We start from the raw sequence: 22,665 nt of genomic DNA on the forward strand, positions 1-22,665 counted from the left end.
TAAGCCCGACACGGTTACCAAAAGGTTAATCCACACAATGTCCGATCAGGTTGTCACCCGTTTCGCCCCCTCGCCCACCGGCTTTCTGCATATCGGTGGCGCGCGCACTGCGCTGTTTAACTGGCTCTATGCGCGCGGCCGTGGCGGCAAGTTCCTGCTGCGAATCGAGGACACCGATCGCGAGCGTTCGACTCCTGAGGCAACCGCCGCGATCCTGCAGGGCATGGCCTGGCTGGGTCTGGATCACGATGGCGACGTGATCTCTCAGTTCGAAGGGGCTGCACGCCACGCCGAGGTGGCGCATCAGCTGCTGGCCGAGGGCAAAGCGTATAAGTGCTTCTCGACCCAAGACGAAATCGCAGCATTTCGCGAGCAGGCCCGGGCCGAGGGCAAATCAACCCTGTTCCGCAGCCCCTGGCGCGATGCCGACCCTGAAACTTACTCGGATGCGCCCTTTGTGATCCGAATAAAGGCCCCGCAGGACGGTTCCACGGTAATCCGCGATCAGGTGCAAGGCGATGTGACGATCCGCAATGATCAATTGGACGACATGGTCCTGCTGCGTTCTGATGGCACGCCGGTCTATATGCTGGCCGTTGTGGTGGACGATCACGACATGGGTGTTACTCATGTTATTCGCGGCGACGACCATCTTAACAATGCCGCACGTCAGATGATGATCTATCAGGCCATGGGCTGGAATATCCCCGTTTGGGCGCATATCCCGCTGATCCACGGGCCAGATGGTAAGAAACTGTCCAAGCGTCATGGCGCATTGGGTGCGCAGGAGTATCAGGCGATGGGTTATCCCGCCGCCGGTATGCGCAACTATCTGGCGCGTCTGGGATGGAGCCACGGCGATGATGAATTTTTCACCGACGCGCAAGCTAAAGAGTGGTTTGATCTGGACGGCATCGGCAAAAGCCCGGCGCGTTTCGATCTGAAAAAACTGGAGAATCTGTGTGGACAGCACATTGCAATCGCGGAGGATACTGCACTGCGGCATGAGATCGAAGGGTATCTGGCCGCTGCTGCGCTGCCTGCTCTCACACAGACACAATCGGGTGATCTTGAACGGGCAATGTTTTGTTTGAAGGATCGCGCGCGAACCTTCCCGGAACTCCTTGAAAAGGCGTATTTTATTCTGACTAAACGCCCTATCGTTCCAGACGAGAAGGCGGCCAAGGCGCTCACAAATGTATCCGATGGTATACTGGAAGAATTGACGCCGCAGCTGCAAAATGTTAGCTGGTCGCGAAACGAGCTGGAAGAGGCGCTGAATTCCTTTGCCGAGGCACGGGAACTCAAGTTTGGCAAGCTGGCAGGTCCACTCAGGGCCATTCTGGCAGGTCGGGCCGTCACACCTTCGGTTTTTGACATGATGCTTGTGCTGGGACGCGGTGAAACCCTAGCGCGGCTTTCTGAGGCAGCGAAATAAACCCAAGCTTCATAAACGGGTAACGCTGCTCCGCTAACACCCGGACTGCGCGCTTGCGCGCGGTCATTGCCCGCAGGTTTCGGCAACGATCCGGCCTGCGCACGAATGAAGAAGGGATAACCATGACTGATAGCAGCAAAACCGCCACTCTGACCGTACATGGAAAAGAGTATGAGTTGCCGGTTCACTCACCGACGGCCGGGCCTGACGTTGTCGATATCCGCAAATTGTACGGTCAGGCGGGTGTATTCACCTATGATCCGGGCTTTACCTCAACCGCAAGCTGCGACAGCACCATCACCTATATCGATGGTGAAAAAGGTGAGCTGCTGCACCGCGGCTATCCTATCGACCAACTGGCCGAGAAATCCCATTTCCTGGAAGTGTGCTATTTGCTGCTTTACGGAGAGCTGCCCAGCGCCAAAGACCTGGAAACCTTCGAGACCACGATCACACGCCACACGATGCTGCACGAGCAGATGCTGTATTTCTATCGTGGCTTCCGCCGTGACGCGCATCCGATGGCGATTATGGTGGGTGTTGTTGGCGCCATGTCGGCCTTCTACCACGACTCGACCGACATCGCTGACCCGCACCAGCGTGAGGTCGCATCGCATCGTCTGATCGCTAAGATGCCGACGATTGCGGCCTGGGCCTACAAATATCACATCGGTCAGCCCTTCGTGTATCCACGCAACGATCTGGACTACGCATCGAACTTCCTGCGCATGTGCTTTGCTGTTCCGGCTGAAGAGTATGAGGTCAACCCGATCCTGAGCCGCGCGATGGACCGTATCTTTACCCTGCATGCGGATCACGAACAGAACGCCTCAACCTCGACCGTGCGCCTGGCCTCGTCTTCGGGTGCTAACCCGTTCGCTTGTATTGCGGCCGGGATCGCCTGCCTGTGGGGGCCGGCGCATGGGGGTGCGAACCAGGCCTGTCTAGAGATGCTTGAAGAGATCGGCACCGTTGACCGTATCCCTGAATACATCGCCCGCGCCAAGGACAAGAACGACCCGTTCCGCCTGATGGGCTTTGGCCACCGCGTCTACAAGAATTTCGACCCGCGCGCCAAGGTGATGAAGCAGTCGGCTGACGAAGTACTGGATCTGCTGGGCATCGAAGACAATCCGAAGCTGCAGGTCGCCAAGGAACTTGAGCGTGAGGCGCTGGAAGATCCGTATTTCGCCGAGAAGAAACTGTTCCCGAACGTGGACTTCTATTCGGGCATCATTCTCGAAGCGATGGGCTTCCCCACCTCGATGTTCACCCCGATCTTTGCGTTGTCGCGCACCGTTGGTTGGGTCAGCCAGTGGAAAGAAATGATCGCCGATCCGCAGAACAAGATCGGTCGTCCGCGCCAGTTGTATCTGGGTGAGACCAACCGCGACTACGTGGATATCGAAAAGCGCTAAGCATCAGACCCAAGCAACGCCCCGGATCATCTGGGGCGTTTTGCTTTAGAGCAGGCTCAGCTGATCACCTGCCTGCGGCGGCTTGGCAAATAGGTCCGCCCGCAAAGGGTGCGCGTCAGCACGCAACCCCAATCGTTTGACCGCCAGCTTGAAGCGTTGCGCGATCACCTCGGCATATTCGCCCTCGCCCCGCATCCTATGGCCCCAACGCGGATCATATTCCCGCCCACCATGCATTTCACGCAGGCGTGACATGACTTTCTCCGCGCGCGCCGGTTCATGTTGCACCAGCCAATCCTTCCACAGCACCGACACTTCGCGCGGCAGGCGTAGCATGATCCAACTGGCAGTATCTGCCCCGGCATCCCGTCCCGCCTCAAGCAGCCGTTCCAGTTCATTATCGGTTAACCCGGGAATAAGCGGTGAGGTCATGACCCGCACCGGAACCCCTGCCCCGGTCAGCCGTTCTATCATCTGCAAACGTCGTTTAGGCGATGGAGCCCGAGGTTCCATCCGGCGCGACAGTTTCGCATCCAGCGTCGTCAGCGATATGCCAACACGCACCAGCCCAAGCGCGGCCATCGGCGCTAAAATATCTAGATCGCGTTCAATCAAGACCCCTTTGGTAACGATAGCAAGCGGATGGTTGAAATCGCGCAAAACCTCAAGGCAGCCTCTTGTTATCAAACGGGTTTTCTCGATGGGTTGATATGGGTCGGTATTCGTACCCAACGCCATTGTTGCCACGCGATATTTGCGCGTCGAAAGCTCTTGCCGCAGCAGATCAGCCGCGTTCGGGCGCGCAATCAGGCGGGTTTCGAAATCCAGCCCCGGGGACAGCCCAAGATAGGCATGGCTTGGCCGGGCAAAGCAATAGACACAGCCATGCTCACACCCGCGATACGGGTTGATCGACCGGTCAAAAGGCAAATCCGGGGACCGGTTATAGGAAATGATACTGCGTGCAACCTCCTCCCGAACTTCGGTGCGAAGCGGCGGAAGATCGTCGTCCTGCGGCCATCCATCGTCGGTTTCCAACGTTGTAAAACGTTCGAAACGCCCGGCATCATTTGATGCTGTTCCTCGCCCCCGTATCCTGGATTGATCGACCATGTGTTCGCTTTTTGTTCTCATCTCGACGATACGCAAAGAGCGCAGCTCCATCAAGAGCGCTTCAAGAGTGTCGTGTTCAATTATCGAGATGAATTTGCCTAACAATCTGAACATTATGCAGAATGATCTTGCAGAAAATTCAGTCGCCCTGCGCAAATTTCTATCTTATAGGTCGGTCCCGAAACGACTGAGGTCGCAATCGTCACAGTCAAACTGCGGCGTTTTGGCCAAAACGGAAAAAATGCCATCTTGGTGCCATTGGCCCACACAGCTCAGGGAAACGCCCCATGTCTGATGAAGAAGATATCGTCCTGTCCGAACTGAATGACGATGAACTTGTCGAACAGATGTTCGATGATCTTTATGACGGCCTGAAAGAAGAAATCGAAGAAGGTGTGAACATCCTGCTGGAACGCGGATGGGTGCCCTACGACATTCTGACCAAGGCCTTGGTCGGTGGGATGACCATCGTGGGCCACGACTTCCGCGACGGTATCCTGTTCGTGCCCGAGGTTCTGCTGGCTGCCAACGCCATGAAGGGCGGGATGGCGATCCTGAAGCCTCTGCTGGCCGAAACCGGTGCACCGCGCGTTGGTAAAATGGTCATTGGCACCGTCAAAGGTGACATCCACGACATCGGCAAAAACCTTGTTTCGATGATGATGGAAGGCGCAGGTTTCGAAGTTGTCGATATCGGCATCAACAACCCGGTCGAAAACTATCTGGAAGCGCTGGAAAGCGAAGAGCCCGATATTCTGGGCATGTCCGCCCTGCTGACCACGACCATGCCTTACATGAAGGTCGTGATCGACACGCTGGTCGAGCAAGGCGTGCGTGATGACTATATCGTTCTGGTCGGCGGCGCACCCTTGAACGAGGAATTCGGCAAGGCCATCGGTGCTGATGCCTACTGCCGTGATGCGGCTGTTGCGGTTGAAACCGCCAAGGAATTTGTCTCGCGCAAGCACAATCAGATGGCGGGTTGAACCGACCAGATGTATCAGATCAAAGCCGCCCAAGGTTGGGCGGCTTTTTTTGTGAATAGCCCTGCTGCGTCTGACGCGTATCCGTTGATGGCGCAACAGATGCGTCGGTCACCAAAGGCGGAATGTCGGCACCAGACTTGCCTTCCTGCGCCAAAGGTCATTTTCTGATCCAACAGCTGACGGGTTCAAAGCCATGCCACAGAACACTTTACTTGACGATGCAAGCCTGACCACCGATGGGTATTCCGAGAACGAAGGCCAGCAGCAGATACTGCTGATTGCGTGCGGGGCTCTGGCGCGTGAGATTCTGGACCTGAAAAAACGCAACGGCTGGGACCATATGGCCCTGACCTGCTTGCCCGCGATCCTGCATATTCACCCGGATCGCATCACTCAGGCAGTCGAGGATGCAGTGGCAAAACACCGCGATGACTATGATCAGATCTTTGTCGTCTATGCAGATTGCGGCACCGGTGGGCTGTTGCAAAAAGCCTGCGAGGAGCTTGGGGTCGAGATGATCAAAGGCCCGCATTGCTATTCGTTTTTTGAAGGCAATCAGACCTTTGCCGACCGCGGCGATGATGAAACAACCGCTTTCTACCTGACGGACTTTCTGGCCCGGCAGTTCGACGCCTTTGTCTGGAAACCGTTGGGCCTGGACCGTCACCCAGAGCTACGCGATATGTATTTCGGAAACTACACCAAACTGGTCTATCAGGCTCAGACGGATGATCCAGTCCTCACCGAACGCGCCCAGGCATGTGCCGAAAAAATGGGGTTGGCGTTCGAGCGTCGCCTGACCGGTTATGGCGATCTTGAAGTCACGCTAAAAGACTGGGCTAACCGATAAGGCAGGCTGTCAGAGGTTTTGTTGTGCGACCTCACGGATGCGCTCGATCATCGATCGCAAACCGTTTGAACGTTGTGCAGACAAGTGATCATGCAGGCCAAGGCGGGCCAACTCACCCCCTGCATCCACCTTCATCACCTCTGCCACAGGCAAACCGTTATACAAGGATCGCAATACCGCGATCAGTCCCCGCACGATCAAGGCGTCGCTATCGCCATCAAAATGGAACGTGCCATCCTCGATCATTGGTTGCAGCCAGACCTGACTGGCGCATCCATCCACCTTGGTCGAAGGCACCTTGAAAGCATCGTCCAACGGTTCCATCGCTTTGCCCTGTTCAATCACATGACGATATCGATCTTCCCAGTCTTCGAGAAACTCAAAATCCTCAACGATTTCTTCAAAGGCGGGCGTTGCCATGGCGGGGCGATCCTTGCGTTGTCTTCACAATTGTGACCTAAGCTCAGGCATCATCGCTGTCCAGCCCCTGCCGTGGCTTTTCAAGGCGTGGAAATTGCGCTAACCCATTGGCTGAACTGCCATCATAAAGCTGTGGGTCCATGCTGAAACCTCTGTCCCTACTTGTCGTTGTCTCACTGACCCTGTCTGCCTGCGGCTGGCGGGATTCGCGGGTAAACCCGTCAAACTGGTTCGGGGGCAGCAGATCAACCCCAGTCGAAGCCCCACCGGCAGATGATGCAAACGCGCTGATTCCGCAGGAACGTGAGCGCGGTGGCCTCTTCAAGCGACCCGAAGCAGAGGACACCAGCGTACCGATTGCCAAAGTCGATGAGCTGCGGATCGAACCGATCCCCTCGGGCGCCATCGTCTATGCCTCTGGCACGGCAATCCGGCAGGGAGCGTTTGATGCGCGGCTGGTCCGGGTGGAGTCGGAAGAGAACCAGAAAAACGGCATCTTGGAATACACCTTCCGCGTCGACTATCCCAAAACCCAGACACCGCAAGGGTCTGAACGGACGCGTATGGTGTCGGATGCAATCAATGTCTCAAGCCAGGAATTGGAAGGCGTTCGCCTGGTGCGCGTGGTCGGACAGCAGAACGCATTGGAGTCGCGCCGGCGCTAACCGTGCCTAAAGCGAGACAACTTTGACGTTTTCCCCATTGGCGGCCAGCGCGATCTTGCCTTCGCAAAGTTTCAGCGCATCTTCACCAAACACTTCAAAACGCCATCCGGACATGGCGGGCAATTCACGCTCGCCCGCCGCGATCTGATCCAGTTCCGAACTTGTTGCGATGAGCTTGGCCGCCACCCCGGAGCTTTCGGTCTTTGATTTCAATAGCACGCGCAACAGGTCAGCCAGCGCCGGGTTAACCTTGAGCTTATCCCGCGAGTTATCAACTTTGGGCAACCTGTCCGCCGGGCAATTCACGCCGCGTTTCACCGCGGCCAGAATTCCGTCGGCAATCGCACCTTTGCGCGCCTCGCGCAGCAACAGGCGAGAGCCACCCAAATCAGAGGGTGTTTTGGGTTTGGTCGAGGCCAACTCAATCAAAGCATCATCCTTGAACACCCGATTGCGCGGCACGTTGTTTTCCTGTGCATACGCCTCGCGGAATTGTGCCAACTCACGCACAACGGCCAGAAACTTGGCCGAATTGGTGCGCGTCTTAACCCGTTTCCAGGCATCTTCGGGCTGTATGTCATAGGTCTGCGACTGGGTCAGGGTGCGCAACTCTTCCGCGACCCAGTGGCTGCGCCGGGTCTTTTCAAGCTCCGCCGCCAGATGTTCATAGATCTTGCGCAGATGCGTGACATCCGCCAAGGCATAAGTTTTTTGCGCATCCGTCAGCGGCCGCCGGGACCAATCGGTAAAGCGCGATGTCTTGTCGACACCCTGTTTGCAGATTTTGCGCACAAGCGTCTCGTACCCTACCTGTTCGCCAAAACCGCAGACCATTGCGGCAACCTGTGTGTCAAACAATGGTGTTGGGAAGACATTGGCCTCGACCCAAAAAATCTCAAGATCCTGCCGGGCGGCGTGGAACACTTTGACCACGCTCTCATCCCGGAACAAGTCATAAAGCGGTTCAAGCGACAGACCATCCGCCAATGGGTCGACCAGAACGGCGCTGTCCTCATTTTCTGACGGCACGGCCAGCTGCACCAGACACAGTTTCGAGTAATAGGTCCGTTCGCGCAGAAACTCAGTGTCTACTGTGACATAGGGAAAGCCTGCAGCAGCTGAGCAAAACTCGGCCAGCTCTTGCGTCGTCGTCAGGGTTTTCATGCGCCGTACTATTCTTGCTCTTGTTCTTTATGTGACTGCCCGTTTTTCCGCGTCCCGAGCGATAGATGCGACCATAGGACGAATTTTAGGGATCTGTAAATCACTCAGGGGCGATCAGGGCAGCATAAGGGGTGAACTGTTGCCATCCGCGAAACGACGCAGCACTGCGGGGTATAATTTATGCTCCCATACCAGTACCCGTGCAGCCAGATCATCGGGCGTATCGCCCGGCGAAACCTCAACCCGTGCCTGACCAAGGATCGGGCCGTCATCCAAAGCGGCGGTCACCTCATGCACGGTGCAACCATGCTCGGCATCCCCCGCATCAATAGCGCGCGCATGGGTATTCAGGCCCTTGTATTTGGGCAGTAGTGACGGATGGATGTTCAGCATCCGGCCCTGAAAGCGTGATACAAAATCAGCCGTCAGAACCCGCATGAACCCTGCCAGGCACACGATATCTGGCTGCGCCTGTTCCAGTGGTTTCAAAAGCTCGGCCTCAAAGGCGGCACGATCGCCCTTGAAGGGGCGATGATCCACCACAGCGGTTGCGATGCCACGATCCCGGGCCTTCGTTAACCCGCCCGCCTGCGCCTCATTAGACAAGACCAGGCAGGGCCGCGCCGGATGATCGCCGGTCATGCTGTCGACCAGCGACACCATGTTGGACCCGCCCCCGGAGATCAGGATCGCAACGCGCTTGTGGCTCACAGCAGTTTGCCTGAATAGGCCACGCCTTCTGCGTCGGTGACAGTGCCGATGCGCGAGACGTCCTCACCCGCATCTGTCAGCAAAGTTGACAGCGCGTCTGCTTGGTCGACCGCGCAAACCACGATCATGCCAATGCCGCAGTTAAAGGTCTTCAGCATCTCAGCTTCAGAAATCCCGCCGGTTTTGGCCATCCAGTTAAAGACCTGCGGCATATCCCACGCATCCAGATCGATTTGGGCCCCCAAACCTTCGGGCAAAACGCGCGGCAGGTTCTCGGTCAAGCCACCGCCGGTGATATGGGCCAGCGCATGCACGCCCCCTGCCCTGATCGCAGCCAGTGCTGGTTTTACATAAAGGCGTGTCGGCGTCAGCAGTGCCTCACCCAACGCACCTCCACCAAAGGGTGAGTCTGCATCCCAACCCAAACCCGAGATATCAACCAGTTTGCGGACCAGCGAATAGCCGTTGGAATGCACCCCATTCGAGGCCAGCCCCAGCAGAACATCTCCGGCCTGGACACCGTCGGGCAGATCAGCGCCTCGCTCCATCGCGCCGACTGAGAAGCCTGCCAGATCGAAATCACCATCAGGATACATGCCCGGCATCTCGGCAGTTTCGCCACCGATCAGCGCGCAGCCCGACTGCGCGCAACCTTCGGCAATCCCTTCGATGATCCGCGCGGCCGTATCTGTGTCCAGCTTACCGGTTGCGAAATAGTCGAGGAAGAACAAAGGCTCAGCGCCCTGACAGATCAGGTCGTTGACGCACATGGCGACCAGATCGATGCCAACGCCATCGACAACACCGGTATCAATCGCGATCCGCAGCTTGGTACCGACACCGTCAGTCGCGCCTACCAAGATGGGGTCGTCATAGCCCGCTGCCTTCAGATCAAACAGCGCACCAAAGCCGCCCAGACCGCTCATCACACCGAGGCGGTTCGTCCGCTTGGCGGCGGGCTTAATCCGATCGACCAGAGCGTTGCCTGCGTCAATATCCACACCCGCATCGGCATAGGTGATTCCGTTCTTGCCCGCTGTCATGGTAGGTCCCTCAAGAATGCTTTGCGGGCGGGTTAGTCGATTGTGCGTCTTGTTGCAACGGTCAGGCTTGACGCGGGCGTTCACCGTGATACTCAAAGCGCTCAGGCGGGCCTGTAGCTCAATTGGTTAGAGCAGAGCGCTCATAACGCTTTGGTTGCGGGTTCAAGTCCTGCCGGGCCTACCAAAATCTCTGATTGACGCCGACAGTGTTTGTCGCGAGTCGGTGCCCTCAAGACTTTTTTGTTCGCGATGGTCATGCCGGATTTGGAGACGCGCATCGTCTTTACGTTGACCACTCCGGGCGACTCACCTCAACAATCTTGCCTCAGCACTTCGAACAAATGGTCGGGCGGGATGCGCTGGTCCAACACCCTGGGCCAGCTCTGGAAATATCTCAACGAGCTCCTGATATACGGCGCGATCTGCGTTCAAGATATGCTCACCAGCAAAGAAGCTCTCCAGAGGAGCATTCTCGCAATAAATGATCTCATGTTGGTCGAACATGATATGGATGTATGTCACCTCATCACATGGGCGGACATAAATTCGATCGCCGTCGCATAAGTGCTTGGCAGCGCAAAGCGCCTCGGGCATGTGCAGAAACAACTCGCAGCGCCAACCCGAGATCAGAATCCGATGTTGTGGCGAAACCCTAAGGGTTTGCTCGTTTCCAATCGTGTGAGGTGCAAAACAGATCGGAGCATGTTTTCCACGGCCAGGCACGGTTCGTGTACTTATCCAACAGATTGGTCGCGGACCGTGGTCCAACGTCTCTACAAGATCACCAATCGCTAACTCCTCAATCAGACGATCCCCGTCTGGGGTTCGGATCCGTGTTCCTTTGGTGAAACAGGCAATTTCAACATTCTCGATATTAACATAGGTAAAGGAACCACCGCCTGACAGAGTTACGGTGCCACCGGTCGAACCGGGCGAAAACGGAGTAAAGGTCGACCCTGCTGGCAAAATCAGTGTGTCGTTTCCGTTGCCACCGTTTACGAAACTCGTGTTCTGGCCCGCGTAAATGACATCTGCCCCACCGCCGCCGTCCAGATTCCCACTGCCGTCTTCGGCAAAAAGGGTATCACGCCCCCCGCCTCCACTGAGATTGTTGTTACCAGAACCGCCACGCAGGATGTCCTGACCCTGGCCTCCAAAAATGTTGTTGTTGCCGGAACCACCTTGCAGTACGTCGTTGCCGCGCCCGCCACTAATGCTGCCGCCAAGTGTGCCAGTGTCGGTGAACGTATCGTTCCCACGCCCACCACTATAGCCGCCCGCATTCAGGCCAACAGATCCGCTGACATTGTCGTCGTTGTTGTTTCCTGTGTATTCGACAAATTGGCTAAATGATCCGGCGGTGAGGTCAGAATCTGTGTAACTGGTGACGGCACCCGTATTGGTGTTCGTGAAGGTGATCGAATTCCCGGTCATTGTGACCTGGAACTGATTACTCAATCCAGAGACATCGATTGTGCTATCAGGGCCGATATCAAGCGACCCCCAGAACGCAGCGTCATTTATGTCTGCATCAGTTAGAGTTAAAAACACCGGCATCTCGAAACCCGCCTTCCGGCTCGGTGAGTTAAAGACTTGTTATAATAGATTAAACTGTATCGCGCAAAATCAACTCAGAACAGCACTTAACGCAAGTCTGAGCGTCATGCTGCCGTCTCACTTGACAACCGTCTCAATTCCAATCGGCCTCAATGGTCGCGAAATCATCTGAAATCAAGATGGCCTATCCGTTGATCAGCGTCATATACAACATTGTCAAACGCCGACGAAGAACATGTAAGCAGCAGTTTTTATGGGTTTTTCACGTCCTAAAGTGTAATTTGGTTGGAGCAAAAACGATAAGTGTTTCGAGCACACCCACATCCGAGTATCAAGACGCTTCAACCTGATGAGCTGAGGTAAGTATCGTCTGTTGGCCAGGTAAAACTGGGAAACTTGATGACTTGGCATTGATCAAAGCTTTTGATGGACAAACCCTTTGCCGCATGGCACCTGAGGCGCGGCGAAGACAAGAGCGTGCGATGACCGAGAAAACCTTTATCCCCGGCCCCGATCAAAGCAGCGATTTTCGCGCGGCATTGGGCTGTTTCGGGACCGGTGTTACGGTTGTGACCACACATACGGAAAACGGCCCCCGTGCGATCACCGTGAACTCTTTTGCATCCGTATCGCTCGATCCACCTTTGGTGCTGTGGTGTCTGGCCAAAGACTCGTTTCGCTTCAACGCGTTCAATTCCTGCCAGCACTACGCGATCCACGTCATGGCGCAGGAACAACAGGACGCCGCGCTGAAATTCGCCCGCGACGGCACCGATTTCTCACATGCCAAGTGGGAGTTGGACGCATCCGGTCGCCCGCAGCTGGCCGAATGTCTGGCTAGGTTCGACTGCGAGTTGCACACCAAACATGAAGCCGGGGATCACCTGATCCTTGTGGGTCAGGTCGAACAGGTGATGTACCGCACCGGCAAAGGCCTGATCTTTAAACGCGGTCAGTTCGGTGGTTTTGTCGATAACGTCTAGTCGTCAAGCGACCCATGCACGGCCAGCGCCTCTAACTGCGTCTCTTGCGGTGTGATCACCCGAAACGCTTCATGCACGCCGCTTTCCGTCAGCTCGCGTGCGACGGTCAACAGCGTGTTTGGCGCGTGGTCCTCGCAAAGCTCCGACATATGATCGATTTCCGATTGCGCCACGCCGTGTGCCGCTTCGACCGAAGGCGCACCGTAGAACTGCACGAAATGCTCAGCCAGATTCCGAATGATCTGATCTTTTTCTGCCACTTCAATCTGGGTCACCGCAACAAAGGTCACGCGCCCAAAAGTTTCCAGCCCCAACCAGCCATTGGCAAAGGCCTGTCGGGATTTCCCCTCCAGATCGCCTTGCCCCCAATTCGAAAACTCGAACCCGCCCGAGATGCACCATTCCCCGGTCCGCGCAGGGGAATGAAACACGTTCATATCGCTTTCATCGAAGTGTATCGCGCGGGCGAGTTTCATTGGCTTGCCTCCAATAGCTCTGTCAGCGGGCGCAGGTGGGTCTCTTCACCATTCCGGATCAACATGCCAAATCGTTCATCCGTACCTAGGAAGACACCCCCGTCGGTGAGAGGTTCCCCCACTCCGCGCAAAAGGCCCAGCCATTCGCCATGCAACGGCGCGTTGCCGTCCTCTTGCCAGCGGTTGAGCCAGGTCAGCATGTGCCGTGACCAGCTTTCCACCAGTTGAGTTGCAGACACGTCGGCGCAACCTTCGTCGTAAAGCGCGGTGATGTCCGGGGTGTTCCCCGGTGCATCGCTGGTTTGCAGCAGCGCCAGTTCCCATCCGATCACCAGCCAGTCGGGCATCTGATCCGGGTCTGTGGTCGAGGCTGCGACATGAAACTGTCCACATTTCGCACCATTCACGCAGATCAGCCCGTCCCAACCAAGATGCACGGCCACTTCGGGCGGGGCCAACGCGCCCAGCGCATTCTGGAACCCAACGGCGCACAATGGCAGCATCGCCATGGCATCCTGCAATGGCACCTCGGGTGCGAACACGATGGCCACGCGCAGGCGGTCGGCCTGAATGTTGCAAATCACCGTGCCCGCATCACAGCCCAAAGCCGCCATGGCCTGAGCCTTTTCGAACGGGTCCTCGCCCCCCTTCGCGGCGAGACCTGTTAGCAACGGAGGGAAGACCGGATCACTCATGCGTTGCCTTTGGCAATCAGGTCACGGGCAATCTTGCGGAAAGAATCTGCCTGAGCGCTGTCAGGTTTGCTGACGACAATCGGTGCGCCGCCATCTGCAGCCAGACGGATGTCCAGATGCAGCGGGATTTCCCCTAACAGAGGAACGCCCAGACCCTCAGCCTCAGAGGCGACACCGCCATGGCCAAAGATATGTTCCTCGTGCCCGCAGTTCGAACAGATATGCGTCGACATGTTTTCGATCATCCCAAGGATCGGCGTCTTAAGCTGGTTGAACATGTCGATCCCTTTGCGGGCATCGATCAGGGCCACGTCCTGAGGGGTTGAGACAACGATGGCACCATCCACCTGGAATTTCTGACTCAGCGTCAGTTGCACGTCGCCAGTGCCGGGTGGCAGATCGACGATCAGCACATCCAGCGCACCCCATTGCACCTGACTCATCATCTGTTGCAATGCGCCCATCAGCATGGGGCCACGCCAGACAACCGCTTGTCCTTCGTTGGTCATCAGACCCATCGACATCATAGTGACACCGTGATTGCGTAGCGGCAGGATCGTCTTGCCATCTGGGCTGGCCGGGCGACCCGATACGCCCAGCATGCGAGGCTGCGATGGGCCATAGACATCCGCATCCAGCAGACCCACCCGCCGGCCTTCGGCAGCCAGAGCACAGGCGAGGTTGGCGGATACGGTGGATTTACCCACCCCACCCTTGCCCGAGGCCACGGCGATGATCCGATCCACACCGGGTACGGCCTGCGGACCGGTCTGCGATGGTTTGGGCTTGGGCTTCAGATCCGGCGGGGCCTTATCGGAATGTGCGGTCATCATGGCCGAGACCTTGGCGACCCCATCCACCATCTGTGCGGCCTGTTCGGCTGCCGCGCGCACGGGTTCCATACGCTCGGCATGTTTGGGATCGATCTCTATGACAAACCGGACGGTATCGCCTTCGACATTCAGTGCACGGACAACGCCTGCGCTGACAATATCCTGACCAGAGACCGGGTCAGTGATCTTTTTCAGGTTCGCCAGAACCGCGTCACGGACACTCATGCCTTCGTCCCCAAAACCTGCTCCATCGCATGGCTGCATTTCATCGCACCTGTCTCCGTCATTCCTGGTTCATTTGACGCATTTGCCTGTTGGCCGTTAGGTTTGGCCATGCGCTTTGTCCTGTTGTGCCTCAGCCTGACGCTCACCGCCACCCCTTCCGGGTCGCAAGAGGCCATCGGCCTGACCGCCCCGTCCGAGGTAACAGACACCGGCCTGTTGCAACATATTCTTCCACGCTTTTCGCTCAAGACCGGGATACGCGTTATCGCAGACGAAAGCGGTATTATGTCGCTGACGGCGGGCCCAACCGGTGATCCGGTCTTTGCCCGCGACGGTGTGATCTACCATCTGAGCATTCAGGACGACCCCCGGCAGACCCGATTCCGGGATTGGCTGACATCCGATATCGGAAAACGCACGGTCGAAAGCTTTACACCCGATCAGGGCGCCCCCTTTAGTGCCAGTTTTGAGGTCGCCGTTGCCGATACCGCAACCACAACCGATGGTGACGTGACCCTGGGCGAAGAGCTTTCGATGACCCATTGTGGCCGCTGTCACGTGATCGGTCCCAAAAATCGGATGAACGGGTTGGGCTCGACCCCCTCTTTCGCGGTTTTGCGCAGCCTTCCGGATTGGGATGAACGGTTTCAGGCCTTCTTTGCGCTGAACCCTCACCCTGCGTTCACCCAGATAGATGGGCTGACGCCGCCCTTCGATCCGGTGCGCCCATCGCCCATTCATCCGGTTGAGATGACATTGGACGACCTCGACGCCATCTTGGCCTTTGTTTCGATCATCGAAGCGGCGGATCTTGGCAAGCCGCTGCAACATCAATGATCCTTCCGCTTTGAGAAATAATCATCCGTCGTAACCACCCGAGGTTTGGGATTGGACTGGAACGGATTGTCCTCCATCTTGAATTGCGCGCCGACCCGGCAATTGTCACACATCTGGATCATCCGTGCCTGTTCGGACGAGGCAAACATTGGATGCGTGCCCGAAAGCTTCTCCATGATGCGTTCCACCGTCGATTTCACACCGAACAGGGCACCACATTCGACACAGGCAAAAGGTTCTTCTTCGTTCAACACCTGCTGAGACAGGGCCGTGTCGCTCAGATCCAGCTGCGGCACCAGTGTGATCGCATCCTCGGGGCAAATGTTCCGGCATAGGCCGCATTGCAAGCAAGCATCCTGTTGAAAGTTCAGTTGCGGTTTGTCCGGATTGTCGATCAATGCCCCCGAGGGGCACAGCGACACACAGCTAAGACACAAGGTGCAGGCATCCGTATCCACTGCAACCGCACCATACGGGGCGCCCTCTGGCAAGGATAGCGGCTCTTCCATCATTGGGTTCAAAGCTTGTGCTGCCAGCCGCGTGATCTGTCGGCGATTGCCCAAGGGCAATACAGCGTCTTTCAGCGGCGGCGGAACAGCCTGCTCATAAAGCAGATCGCACAACGCGTCCGGGTCGGCCTCATCAATAAGACTCAGACCGGCATCTGTGGCGATGGCCGAAGCCAGCGCGAGTTCCCTATCCAGTGCATCCCGCTCAGTCGTTGACGCAAGCAGGATGTCCACCCGTGCAAACCCGTGGGCCAGACCCGCCAACATCTCGGCATGGCCGAACCCCGAGATGACACTCAGCTCCATCGGGATCACATCGGCGGGCAGGCCACGGCCAAAACGTGCGGCCAACCGGATCATCTCAGCCCCGTGGGCATCATGCACCAGCAAGCGCGGTGCACTGCCACCGGCCCGCCGATAGGTGCGCGCCAGAACATGCATGCGAGACAGGATCGCGGATACCGGCGGATCCTCGTAGGTGATCGCGGTCGAAGGGCACAAGGCGGCGCAGGCCCCGCAACCTGCACAGATCATCGGGTCAATTGCGACATGCTCTCCGGCTGATGTGATCGCACCGGTTGGGCAGATGTCAAGGCAATTGGTGCAGGCGACCTGTTCGGCGCGCGAATGGGCGCAGAGCGTTTCCTCAAGCCGTACATAGAGCGGTTTTTCAAACGTCCCCACCAGTTGCGCCGCGTCAAACGCCAGGCGCGCTACAGCCAACGGATCGCGCGGATCGGCACGCAGATACCCTTCGCGTTTGGCGGGGGCCTGAACCAACGGCGTGCCACCTGCTAAATCAATCAGAATGTCACAGGCGGATCTGGCCCCATCACGCGGATCGGACAAGGCGAAAGCGCCGCGACCCCCAGGCTCCATTTGCTGCAACTGGTCAATCCGCAGCGTAAATCCTCCCAACGCGCCAGTGACCGACCGTACCTGCCCCTGTACCACGTCAAAAGACCGCGTCATGGGATGCCCGCCATCAATTGTCAGAACTGTCACGGCCAGCACGTCGGCCAGACGATCCGCGAGTTCAAACGCAACTTCGGAGGGTCCAATGATGCAGCAGGTCCCTTCGCTAATCACATCCATGCTGGGTGTGATTGGCATCGGGATAATGGCCTCAGCCGCCAGTGCAGCCATTTTAGGGGCCGCATCCTGCGCCTGCTCTGACCAGCCCGCGCGATCCCGGATGTCCACAAATGCGGGCGATTCAACACCCAGATCCTCGGCAAGGTCCCGAAACACTTCCTGCTCTTGCGCACAGGCAATCAGCACCGGGTCTTCGCCTTTCAGAACATCGGCCATCAAACCAAGTTCGCGGGTACACAATCCGGTGTGAATCTTCGAACACTCCAGATCGCAGGCGGATCCGATCCGCTCGGCATCGACGGATTGCGACCCTTCGCAGTCGCATAGAATAAGTTTGGTGGCCATGTCCCTCCCCCGGACAGCTTCCTTATCTTCCCACTTTAGATGGTATCCTGCAGCTTACAATCCACACTTCAAACGTAACCCAATTTGCTACCGGCATTCTGCAAGGCTTGTATTTTCTTATAGAAATACTCGGAATTTCACATGTTAAATTTTTGTCGATCACGCGGATTTGCACATAATACAGGCTTGGCAGATCGGTATTTTGTGTACCATAGTAGACGCAGGGTAAGGCACGGGAGAGCCTTACGGGGAGGAGCCAGTGGCCAAGGCCGCAAGCTGTATCGAAATGCCAGTTGGCGTCATTGTGCGCAAAACGCCCGGGGTCACCCGCTGGGCCAAGTGGAACTGGCGCGCGGTCGCTGCCCTGCCGGGTGCAGGCCCTGCGGATTGGGTTGAACTGCGCCGTGAGGGTGATGCTGTCGAATATCACGCTGCCACCCTGCCATTGACCCTTTGGGTGGATGAGACTGAGGCCTACATGGTCAACCTGTCTGATGGGCAACCGTCAATTTATCTGGTTCTGCGCGATGCATTGGACGGGAAACGCCCGATGGATGCGGTGCTGATCACAGCCTCTCCGTTCGAAGGCCAGGACTATGCGGATACGGGTGAGGAGCTGGTCGAGAAAATCCCGATGTCCGAAGGTTTGATTGCCTGGGTTCGTGATTTTACCTTGGAACATCACCGCGATGAGGTTTTCATCAAACGCCGCCGCGACAAGAAACGGACCGATCTGGTTGAGGATGGCAAAGGCGATGCGCGGATCCGGCAAGATTCAGACGTATACCGCGCGCCGCGGAGGGTCGTGCAATGACCCAGAACCGCGATTTCTGGTCCCGCCGCAAGGCTGCCGTTCAGGCCGAAGCTGAGGCCGAGGCCATCGCCGCCGAAGAACAGGTGATTGCCCTTCAGCAGGCCGAACTGGAAGAAAAAAGCGATGCCGAGATATTGGCCGAGTTTGACCTGCCCGACCCGGATAACTTGCAGGCGGGCGATGATGTATCAGGTTTCATGGCCAAAGCTGTGCCAGACCGTCTGCGCCGCCGCGCTCTGCGACGTCTTTGGCGGTTGAACCCGGTGCTGGCCAATGTGGATGGTCTTGTCGACTACGGCGAGGATTACACCGACGCCGCCTGCGTGATTGAGAACCTGCAAACCGCGTATCAGGTCGGAAAGGGGATGCTGGCTCATGTCGAGGCGTTGGCGGCTGAGACCGAGGAAGATGAAATCGAGGCTGAGATTCAAGAGCCGGAGGATGAGCCTGAGGTCCAGCCAATCATGGCTGCGGAGTCAGCCCCGAAACCTGTCCCAATGGCCGAGCTCGATGCGGAGGACGAGATCACAGAGCTTCCCCCTGCCCCGCGTCGCATGAGATTTGAATTCGAAGGATAACGCATGACCGCAGATAACGCGCAAACACTGGATATCTCAGCCGAGGATCGGCTGCGCGCGGATTTCTACAATTTCCTCGGTCTGCTTCTGGCCGGTCCACCGGATCAATTGCTGCTGGACCAGATGGCTGGGCTAAGCGGAGATGAAACCGATCTGGGACACGCCATTCAGGCGATGTCCCGCGTGGCCAAGGTCACCAAACCCGCCGCCGCCGAGCGCGAGTTCAACGCGCTGTTCATTGGCTTGGGGCGTGGTGAGTTGTTGCCCTATGCCAGCTTCTACCTGACTGGTTTCCTGAACGAAAAACCTTTGGCGCAATTGCGCAATGATATGGCCGTGCGCGGCATCACTCGGGCGCAAAACGTGTTCGAACCTGAAGACAACATCGCCTCATTGATGGAGATGATGGCAGGCATGATCGTTGGACGCTTCGGCACACCTGCCACGCTGGAAGACCAAAAAGCGTTCTGGAACAAACATATCGGCCCCTGGGCCGCGCATTTCTATTCGGATTTGGAAGCCGCTGAAAACTCGGTTCTCTATGCTTCGGTCGGTACTGCCGGTCGGGTTTTCATGGAGATCGAGCGCGAGGCGTTCCGAATGACGGCGGCATAACCCGCTACTCGCCAGCGCCCGAATTGGCGCTAGATCGCAAATGGGAAAGGAGACACCCATGAGCAAGACCAAGGAAGAAGGCGCGACGCGCCGCGACTTCCTGAAACTGGCCGGAACCGCAGCGCCTGCTGCTGTTGCCGCTGCCAGCCTGAGCGGTCAAGCCGAAGCAGCCGAGCTGCCGACGGACGAGACCCGCATGCAGGACACCGCGCATACCCGCGCGTATCTGGAAAGCGCGCGCTTCTAAGCCAATTGAAAGCGCGCTTTCAGCACGACGACTGCGCCCGGCGCACCAGCCGGACGATGTCACCACCCGACTGACGGTTGCGATTGGCCCTGACGTCGGCATCAACAGTACCAAGCCAGCCATGGCTTACATGGCCAGCAAGGGAGGAAAACAATGCTTAGGAAAAAGACCAACGGGGTTGCGAGACGCCCCCAGCGGACAAGTATCCTGTCCCAGGTCGGCGAGAAAACCGTCGATCGCCGCGCATTCTTGCGTGGCTCGGGCCTGACGATCGGCGGCCTTGCCGCGATCAGCGCCACGGGTGGAACCGTGACGCCTGCCAGTGCCCAGACAGCGGCCAATCAGGCCGTTGAAAACATCAAATCCGTATGCACCCACTGCTCGGTCGGCTGTACAATCGTAGCCGAAGTTCAGAACGGTGTCTGGGTCGGGCAGGAACCCGGTTGGGACAGCCCGTTCAACCTGGGTGCGCACTGCGCAAAGGGGGCCTCGGTCCGCGAGCACGCCCACGGCGAACGCCGCCTGAAATATCCGATGAAAAAGGAAGGGGGCGAGTGGAAGCGCATCAGCTGGGAACAGGCGATCGACGAGATCGGCGATGGCATGATGAACATCCGTCAGGAATCCGGGCCGGACAGCGTGTACTGGCTGGGCTCCGCCAAACACAACAACGAACAGGCCTATCTGTTCCGTAAGTTCGCCGCCTACTGGGGCACGAACAACGTAGACCATCAGGCCCGTATCTGCCACTCGACCACAGTTGCGGGTGTTGCGAATACATGGGGCTACGGCGCCATGACCAATTCGTATAACGACATCCACAACTCTCGGGCCATCTTCATCATCGGCGGCAACCCGGCCGAGGCGCACCCCGTCTCGCTGCTGCACGTTTTGCGCGCGAAAGAGCAGAACAACGCCCCGCTGATCGTCTGCGACCCGCGATTCACGCGCACCGCAGCACATGCGGATGAGTATGTGCGGTTCCGTCCCGGCACCGACGTTGCTCTGATCTGGGGTATCCTTTGGCATATCTTCGACAACGGTTGGGAGGACAAAGAGTTCATCCGCACCCGTGTCTGGGGAATGGATCAAATCCGCACCGAGGTTGCCAACTGGAACCCGGAGGAAACCGAGCGTGTGACCGGTGTGCCTGGCTCGCAGCTCAAGCGCGTTGCCCGGACGATGGTCAACAACCGCCCCGGCACCGTGATCTGGTGCATGGGTGGCACCCAGCACACCAACGGCAACAACAACACCCGTGCCTATTGCGTGCTGCAGCTTGCGCTTGGCAACATGGGCACCTCGGGTGGTGGCACCAACATCTTCCGCGGCCATGACAACGTGCAGGGCGCGACGGACCTTGGTGTTCTGTCCCACACCCTGCCCGGCTACTACGGCCTGTCAAAAGGTGCATGGGGTCACTGGGCCCGTGTCTGGGGTGAAAAACCCGAATGGCTCGCTGGCCAGTTCGCCACGATCAAAGACAAGGAAGGCAAGGACAAGCCGCTGCAGAATGAACGCGGCATCCCGGTCTCTCGTTGGATCGACGGTGTTCTGGAAGACCCGGCCAACATGGATCAGGACAATAATGTCCGTGCCATGGTTCTGTGGGGCCACGCGCCCAACTCGCAGACCCGGATGACGGAAATGAAGACGGCGATGGAAAAGCTGGACATGCTGGTCGTGATCGACCCGTATCCCACCGTTTCCGCCGTTCTGCATGACCGCACCGATGGTGTCTATCTGTTGCCCGCCTGTACGCAGTTCGAAACCCGTGGCTCGGTCACGGCGTCGAACCGGTCGTTGCAGTGGCGCGACAAGGTGGTTGATCCGCTGTTCGAAAGCCTGCCGGATGAGGTCATCATGGCCAAGTTCGCCAACAAGTTCGGCTGGGCAGATCGGTTCTTCCGCAACATCGAAATGGAAGACCCGGAAACCCCGAATGTTGAAAGCATCACGCGTGAGTTCAACTCGGGCCTCTGGACCATCGGCTATACCGGTCAGTCGCCAGAGCGCCTGAAAAGCCATATGGCCAACCAGCACACGTTCGACAGAACCACGCTGCAAGCCATTGGTGGGCCAAACGACGGCGAATATTACGGTCTGCCCTGGCCTTGCTGGGGAACGGCCGAGATGGGTCATACGGGGACACCAAACCTCTATGACATGTCCAAGCCAGTGGCCGAAGGTGGCCTGACCTTCCGCGCGCGCTTTGGCGTGGAACGTGATGGTGACAACCTGCTGGCCGAAGGGGTCTATAGCGTTGGATCGGAAATTCAGGATGGCTATCCCGAATTCACGATGCAAATGCTGATGGACCTTGGCTGGGACGGTGATCTGACGGCTGAGGAACGCGCAGCCATCGACGCCGTTGCAGGACCAGAGACCAACTGGAAGACCGACCTGTCTGGCGGTATCCAGCGGGTTGCGATCGAGCATGGCTGTGCGCCCTTCGGGAACGCCAAAGCCCGCGCGGTTGTCTGGACCTTCCCGGATCCGATCCCACTGCATCGCGAGCCGCTTTATACCAACCGGCGTGATCTGGTGGCGGACTACCCAACCTACGAGGACCGTCAGGCCTATCGCCTGCCCACCCTGTATGCTTCGATCCAAAAGAACGATTTTTCAAAGGATTACCCGATAATCCTTACGTCAGGTCGTCTGGTCGAATATGAAGGCGGCGGCGATGAGACACGGTCGAACCCGTGGCTGGCCGAGCTGCAGCAGGACATGTTCGTCGAGATCAATCCACGCGATGCCAACAATCTTGGTATTCGTGATGGATCACAGGTCTGGGTCGAAGGTCCTGAGGGCGGCAAGGTCAAGGTGATGGCGATGCTGACCAACAGGGTCGGTGCCGGTGTGGCCTTCATGCCATTCCACTTTGGTGGCCATTTCCAAGGCGAGGACCAGCGGCACAAATACCCCGCCGGTGCTGACCCCTATGTGCTGGGTGAAAGTACTAACACCGCCCAGACCTATGGCTACGATTCAGTGACCCAGATGCAGGAGACCAAAGCGACTCTCTGCAAGATCTGGGCAGCGTAA

Annotated in this window: 22 protein-coding genes and 1 tRNA gene; 13 read left to right on the forward strand and 10 right to left on the reverse strand. The window is 57.6% G+C overall.

The features are described from left to right. The first annotated feature begins 37 nt into the window (after nt 1-37). Both gltX and gltA read left to right on the forward strand, forming a co-directional pair. Entirely contained in the window at nt 38-1,438 is a 1,401-nt protein-coding gene (gene gltX / locus ABLN87_RS03970) for a glutamate--tRNA ligase (protein ID WP_353007763.1), read from the forward strand. 122 nt (nt 1,439-1,560) lie between these two features. Next, nucleotides 1,561-2,856: a citrate synthase gene (gene gltA, locus ABLN87_RS03975; RefSeq protein ID WP_353007765.1), complete on the forward strand. Its 1,296-nt coding sequence runs from the start codon at nt 1,561-1,563 to the stop codon at nt 2,854-2,856. A 45-nt stretch (nt 2,857-2,901) separates the two neighbouring features. Here the strand turns inward: gltA and ABLN87_RS03980 are convergent, their stop codons facing one another. Next, a complete protein-coding gene (locus ABLN87_RS03980; RefSeq protein ID WP_353008382.1) occupies nt 2,902-3,969 on the reverse strand; it encodes a PA0069 family radical SAM protein in 1,068 nt (355 codons plus the stop codon). A 287-nt stretch (nt 3,970-4,256) separates the two neighbouring features. Here ABLN87_RS03980 and ABLN87_RS03985 point away from each other — a divergent pair, with 287 nt between their 5' ends. Then, on the forward strand, nt 4,257-4,955 hold the full coding sequence (locus tag ABLN87_RS03985) for a corrinoid protein (protein WP_170532858.1): 699 nt from the start codon (nt 4,257-4,259) through the stop codon (nt 4,953-4,955). A 193-nt stretch (nt 4,956-5,148) separates the two neighbouring features. Continuing rightward, nucleotides 5,149-5,805, forward strand: a complete 657-nt coding sequence (locus tag ABLN87_RS03990; RefSeq protein ID WP_353007767.1) for a DUF1638 domain-containing protein — start codon at nt 5,149-5,151, stop codon at nt 5,803-5,805. Nucleotides 5,806-5,814: 9 nt separating this feature from the next. Here ABLN87_RS03990 and ABLN87_RS03995 read toward each other — a convergent pair whose 3' ends face one another. Further along, nucleotides 5,815-6,225, reverse strand: coding sequence for a SufE family protein (locus tag ABLN87_RS03995; protein WP_353007769.1), 411 nt, complete (start codon nt 6,223-6,225; stop codon nt 5,815-5,817). Between the two features lie 140 nt (nt 6,226-6,365). Here ABLN87_RS03995 and ABLN87_RS04000 point away from each other — a divergent pair, with 140 nt between their 5' ends. Beyond that, on the forward strand, nt 6,366-6,890 hold the full coding sequence (locus ABLN87_RS04000) for a hypothetical protein (protein WP_353007770.1): 525 nt from the start codon (nt 6,366-6,368) through the stop codon (nt 6,888-6,890). Between the two features lie 6 nt (nt 6,891-6,896). Here ABLN87_RS04000 and rnd read toward each other — a convergent pair whose 3' ends face one another. The 3 genes from rnd to purM all read right to left on the reverse strand — a co-directional run bounded on the left by rnd (nt 6,897) and on the right by purM (nt 9,808). Further along, entirely contained in the window at nt 6,897-8,054 is a 1,158-nt protein-coding gene (gene rnd / locus ABLN87_RS04005) for a ribonuclease D (RefSeq protein WP_353007772.1), read from the reverse strand. Between the two features lie 114 nt (nt 8,055-8,168). After that, nucleotides 8,169-8,765, reverse strand: coding sequence for a phosphoribosylglycinamide formyltransferase (gene purN / locus ABLN87_RS04010; RefSeq protein WP_353007774.1), 597 nt, complete (start codon nt 8,763-8,765; stop codon nt 8,169-8,171). Continuing rightward, entirely contained in the window at nt 8,762-9,808 is a 1,047-nt protein-coding gene (purM, locus tag ABLN87_RS04015) for a phosphoribosylformylglycinamidine cyclo-ligase (RefSeq protein ID WP_353007776.1), read from the reverse strand. The genes purN and purM overlap by 4 nt, the downstream gene beginning before the upstream one ends. A gap of 107 nt (nt 9,809-9,915) precedes the next feature. Here purM and ABLN87_RS04020 point away from each other — a divergent pair. Next, nucleotides 9,916-9,992, forward strand: a tRNA-Ile gene (locus tag ABLN87_RS04020). A gap of 122 nt (nt 9,993-10,114) precedes the next feature. Here the strand turns inward: ABLN87_RS04020 and ABLN87_RS04025 are convergent. Further along, complete coding sequence (locus tag ABLN87_RS04025) at nt 10,115-11,365, reverse strand: Hint domain-containing protein (RefSeq protein ID WP_353007778.1); 1,251 nt, start codon at nt 11,363-11,365, stop codon at nt 10,115-10,117. Nucleotides 11,366-11,847: 482 nt separating this feature from the next. Between ABLN87_RS04025 and ABLN87_RS04030 the strand changes: the two genes are divergently transcribed. Then, nucleotides 11,848-12,348: a flavin reductase family protein gene (locus ABLN87_RS04030; protein WP_353007779.1), complete on the forward strand. Its 501-nt coding sequence runs from the start codon at nt 11,848-11,850 to the stop codon at nt 12,346-12,348. Here the strand turns inward: ABLN87_RS04030 and ABLN87_RS04035 are convergent. The 3 genes from ABLN87_RS04035 to ABLN87_RS04045 are packed head-to-tail and all read right to left on the reverse strand — an operon-like array spanning nt 12,345 to nt 14,577. Beyond that, entirely contained in the window at nt 12,345-12,824 is a 480-nt protein-coding gene (locus ABLN87_RS04035; protein WP_353007780.1) for a DUF6505 family protein, read from the reverse strand. The genes ABLN87_RS04030 and ABLN87_RS04035 overlap by 4 nt on opposite strands. After that, a complete protein-coding gene (locus ABLN87_RS04040; RefSeq protein ID WP_353007782.1) occupies nt 12,821-13,519 on the reverse strand; it encodes a biotin/lipoate--protein ligase family protein in 699 nt (232 codons plus the stop codon). The genes ABLN87_RS04035 and ABLN87_RS04040 overlap by 4 nt, the downstream gene beginning before the upstream one ends. Continuing rightward, nucleotides 13,516-14,577, reverse strand: a complete 1,062-nt coding sequence (locus ABLN87_RS04045; protein WP_353007783.1) for an Mrp/NBP35 family ATP-binding protein — start codon at nt 14,575-14,577, stop codon at nt 13,516-13,518. The genes ABLN87_RS04040 and ABLN87_RS04045 overlap by 4 nt, the downstream gene beginning before the upstream one ends. 108 nt (nt 14,578-14,685) lie before the next feature. Here ABLN87_RS04045 and ABLN87_RS04050 point away from each other — a divergent pair, with 108 nt between their 5' ends. Further along, nucleotides 14,686-15,414, forward strand: coding sequence for a hypothetical protein (locus ABLN87_RS04050; RefSeq protein ID WP_353007785.1), 729 nt, complete (start codon nt 14,686-14,688; stop codon nt 15,412-15,414). Here the strand turns inward: ABLN87_RS04050 and ABLN87_RS04055 are convergent. Next, nucleotides 15,408-17,363 (reverse strand): 4Fe-4S binding protein, encoded by a 1,956-nt coding sequence (locus ABLN87_RS04055; RefSeq protein ID WP_353007786.1) that lies wholly within the window; start codon nt 17,361-17,363, stop codon nt 15,408-15,410. The two genes, ABLN87_RS04050 and ABLN87_RS04055, sit on opposite strands and share 7 nt — an antisense overlap. Nucleotides 17,364-17,622: 259 nt before the next feature. On the opposite strand from ABLN87_RS04055, the gene ABLN87_RS04060 reads away from it, so the two are divergent. From ABLN87_RS04060 to ABLN87_RS04080, 5 genes are all read left to right on the forward strand, one after another. Continuing rightward, on the forward strand, nt 17,623-18,177 hold the full coding sequence (locus ABLN87_RS04060) for a DUF3305 domain-containing protein (protein ID WP_353007787.1): 555 nt from the start codon (nt 17,623-17,625) through the stop codon (nt 18,175-18,177). Continuing rightward, a complete protein-coding gene (locus ABLN87_RS04065; protein ID WP_353007789.1) occupies nt 18,174-18,755 on the forward strand; it encodes a DUF3306 domain-containing protein in 582 nt (193 codons plus the stop codon). Before ABLN87_RS04060 ends, ABLN87_RS04065 begins: the two co-directional genes overlap by 4 nt. A 3-nt stretch (nt 18,756-18,758) precedes the next feature. Beyond that, on the forward strand, nt 18,759-19,370 hold the full coding sequence (locus tag ABLN87_RS04070; RefSeq protein ID WP_353007790.1) for a TorD/DmsD family molecular chaperone: 612 nt from the start codon (nt 18,759-18,761) through the stop codon (nt 19,368-19,370). 58 nt (nt 19,371-19,428) lie between these two features. Further along, entirely contained in the window at nt 19,429-19,617 is a 189-nt protein-coding gene (locus ABLN87_RS04075; protein ID WP_170376587.1) for a ubiquinol-cytochrome c reductase iron-sulfur subunit N-terminal domain-containing protein, read from the forward strand. Between the two features lie 153 nt (nt 19,618-19,770). Beyond that, nucleotides 19,771-22,665, forward strand: coding sequence for a formate dehydrogenase subunit alpha (locus ABLN87_RS04080; RefSeq protein WP_353007792.1), 2,895 nt, complete (start codon nt 19,771-19,773; stop codon nt 22,663-22,665).

The sequence above is a fragment of the Ruegeria sp. SCP10 genome (genome assembly GCF_040329495.1).
Lineage (GTDB): Bacteria > Pseudomonadota > Alphaproteobacteria > Rhodobacterales > Rhodobacteraceae > Ruegeria.

Coding starts and splice junctions, on each gene's coding strand:
- ABLN87_RS03985 (WP_170532858.1), top strand. CDS start 4,257: ATGTCTGATGAAGAAGATATCGTCCTGTCCGAACTGAATGACGATGAA.
- gltA (WP_353007765.1), top strand. CDS start 1,561: ATGACTGATAGCAGCAAAACCGCCACTCTGACCGTACATGGAAAAGAG.
- purM (WP_353007776.1), bottom strand. CDS start 9,808: ATGACAGCGGGCAAGAACGGAATCACCTATGCCGATGCGGGTGTGGAT.
- ABLN87_RS03980 (WP_353008382.1), bottom strand. CDS start 3,969: ATGGTCGATCAATCCAGGATACGGGGGCGAGGAACAGCATCAAATGAT.
- ABLN87_RS04065 (WP_353007789.1), top strand. CDS start 18,174: ATGACCCAGAACCGCGATTTCTGGTCCCGCCGCAAGGCTGCCGTTCAG.
- ABLN87_RS03990 (WP_353007767.1), top strand. CDS start 5,149: ATGCCACAGAACACTTTACTTGACGATGCAAGCCTGACCACCGATGGG.
- ABLN87_RS04000 (WP_353007770.1), top strand. CDS start 6,366: ATGCTGAAACCTCTGTCCCTACTTGTCGTTGTCTCACTGACCCTGTCT.
- ABLN87_RS04055 (WP_353007786.1), bottom strand. CDS start 17,363: ATGGCCACCAAACTTATTCTATGCGACTGCGAAGGGTCGCAATCCGTC.
- ABLN87_RS04035 (WP_353007780.1), bottom strand. CDS start 12,824: ATGAAACTCGCCCGCGCGATACACTTCGATGAAAGCGATATGAACGTG.
- ABLN87_RS04050 (WP_353007785.1), top strand. CDS start 14,686: ATGCGCTTTGTCCTGTTGTGCCTCAGCCTGACGCTCACCGCCACCCCT.
- ABLN87_RS04025 (WP_353007778.1), bottom strand. CDS start 11,365: ATGCCGGTGTTTTTAACTCTAACTGATGCAGACATAAATGACGCTGCG.
- ABLN87_RS04070 (WP_353007790.1), top strand. CDS start 18,759: ATGACCGCAGATAACGCGCAAACACTGGATATCTCAGCCGAGGATCGG.
- ABLN87_RS03995 (WP_353007769.1), bottom strand. CDS start 6,225: ATGGCAACGCCCGCCTTTGAAGAAATCGTTGAGGATTTTGAGTTTCTC.
- ABLN87_RS04075 (WP_170376587.1), top strand. CDS start 19,429: ATGAGCAAGACCAAGGAAGAAGGCGCGACGCGCCGCGACTTCCTGAAA.
- ABLN87_RS04040 (WP_353007782.1), bottom strand. CDS start 13,519: ATGAGTGATCCGGTCTTCCCTCCGTTGCTAACAGGTCTCGCCGCGAAG.
- ABLN87_RS04045 (WP_353007783.1), bottom strand. CDS start 14,577: ATGAGTGTCCGTGACGCGGTTCTGGCGAACCTGAAAAAGATCACTGAC.
- gltX (WP_353007763.1), top strand. CDS start 38: ATGTCCGATCAGGTTGTCACCCGTTTCGCCCCCTCGCCCACCGGCTTT.
- ABLN87_RS04080 (WP_353007792.1), top strand. CDS start 19,771: ATGCTTAGGAAAAAGACCAACGGGGTTGCGAGACGCCCCCAGCGGACA.
- rnd (WP_353007772.1), bottom strand. CDS start 8,054: ATGAAAACCCTGACGACGACGCAAGAGCTGGCCGAGTTTTGCTCAGCT.
- ABLN87_RS04030 (WP_353007779.1), top strand. CDS start 11,848: ATGACCGAGAAAACCTTTATCCCCGGCCCCGATCAAAGCAGCGATTTT.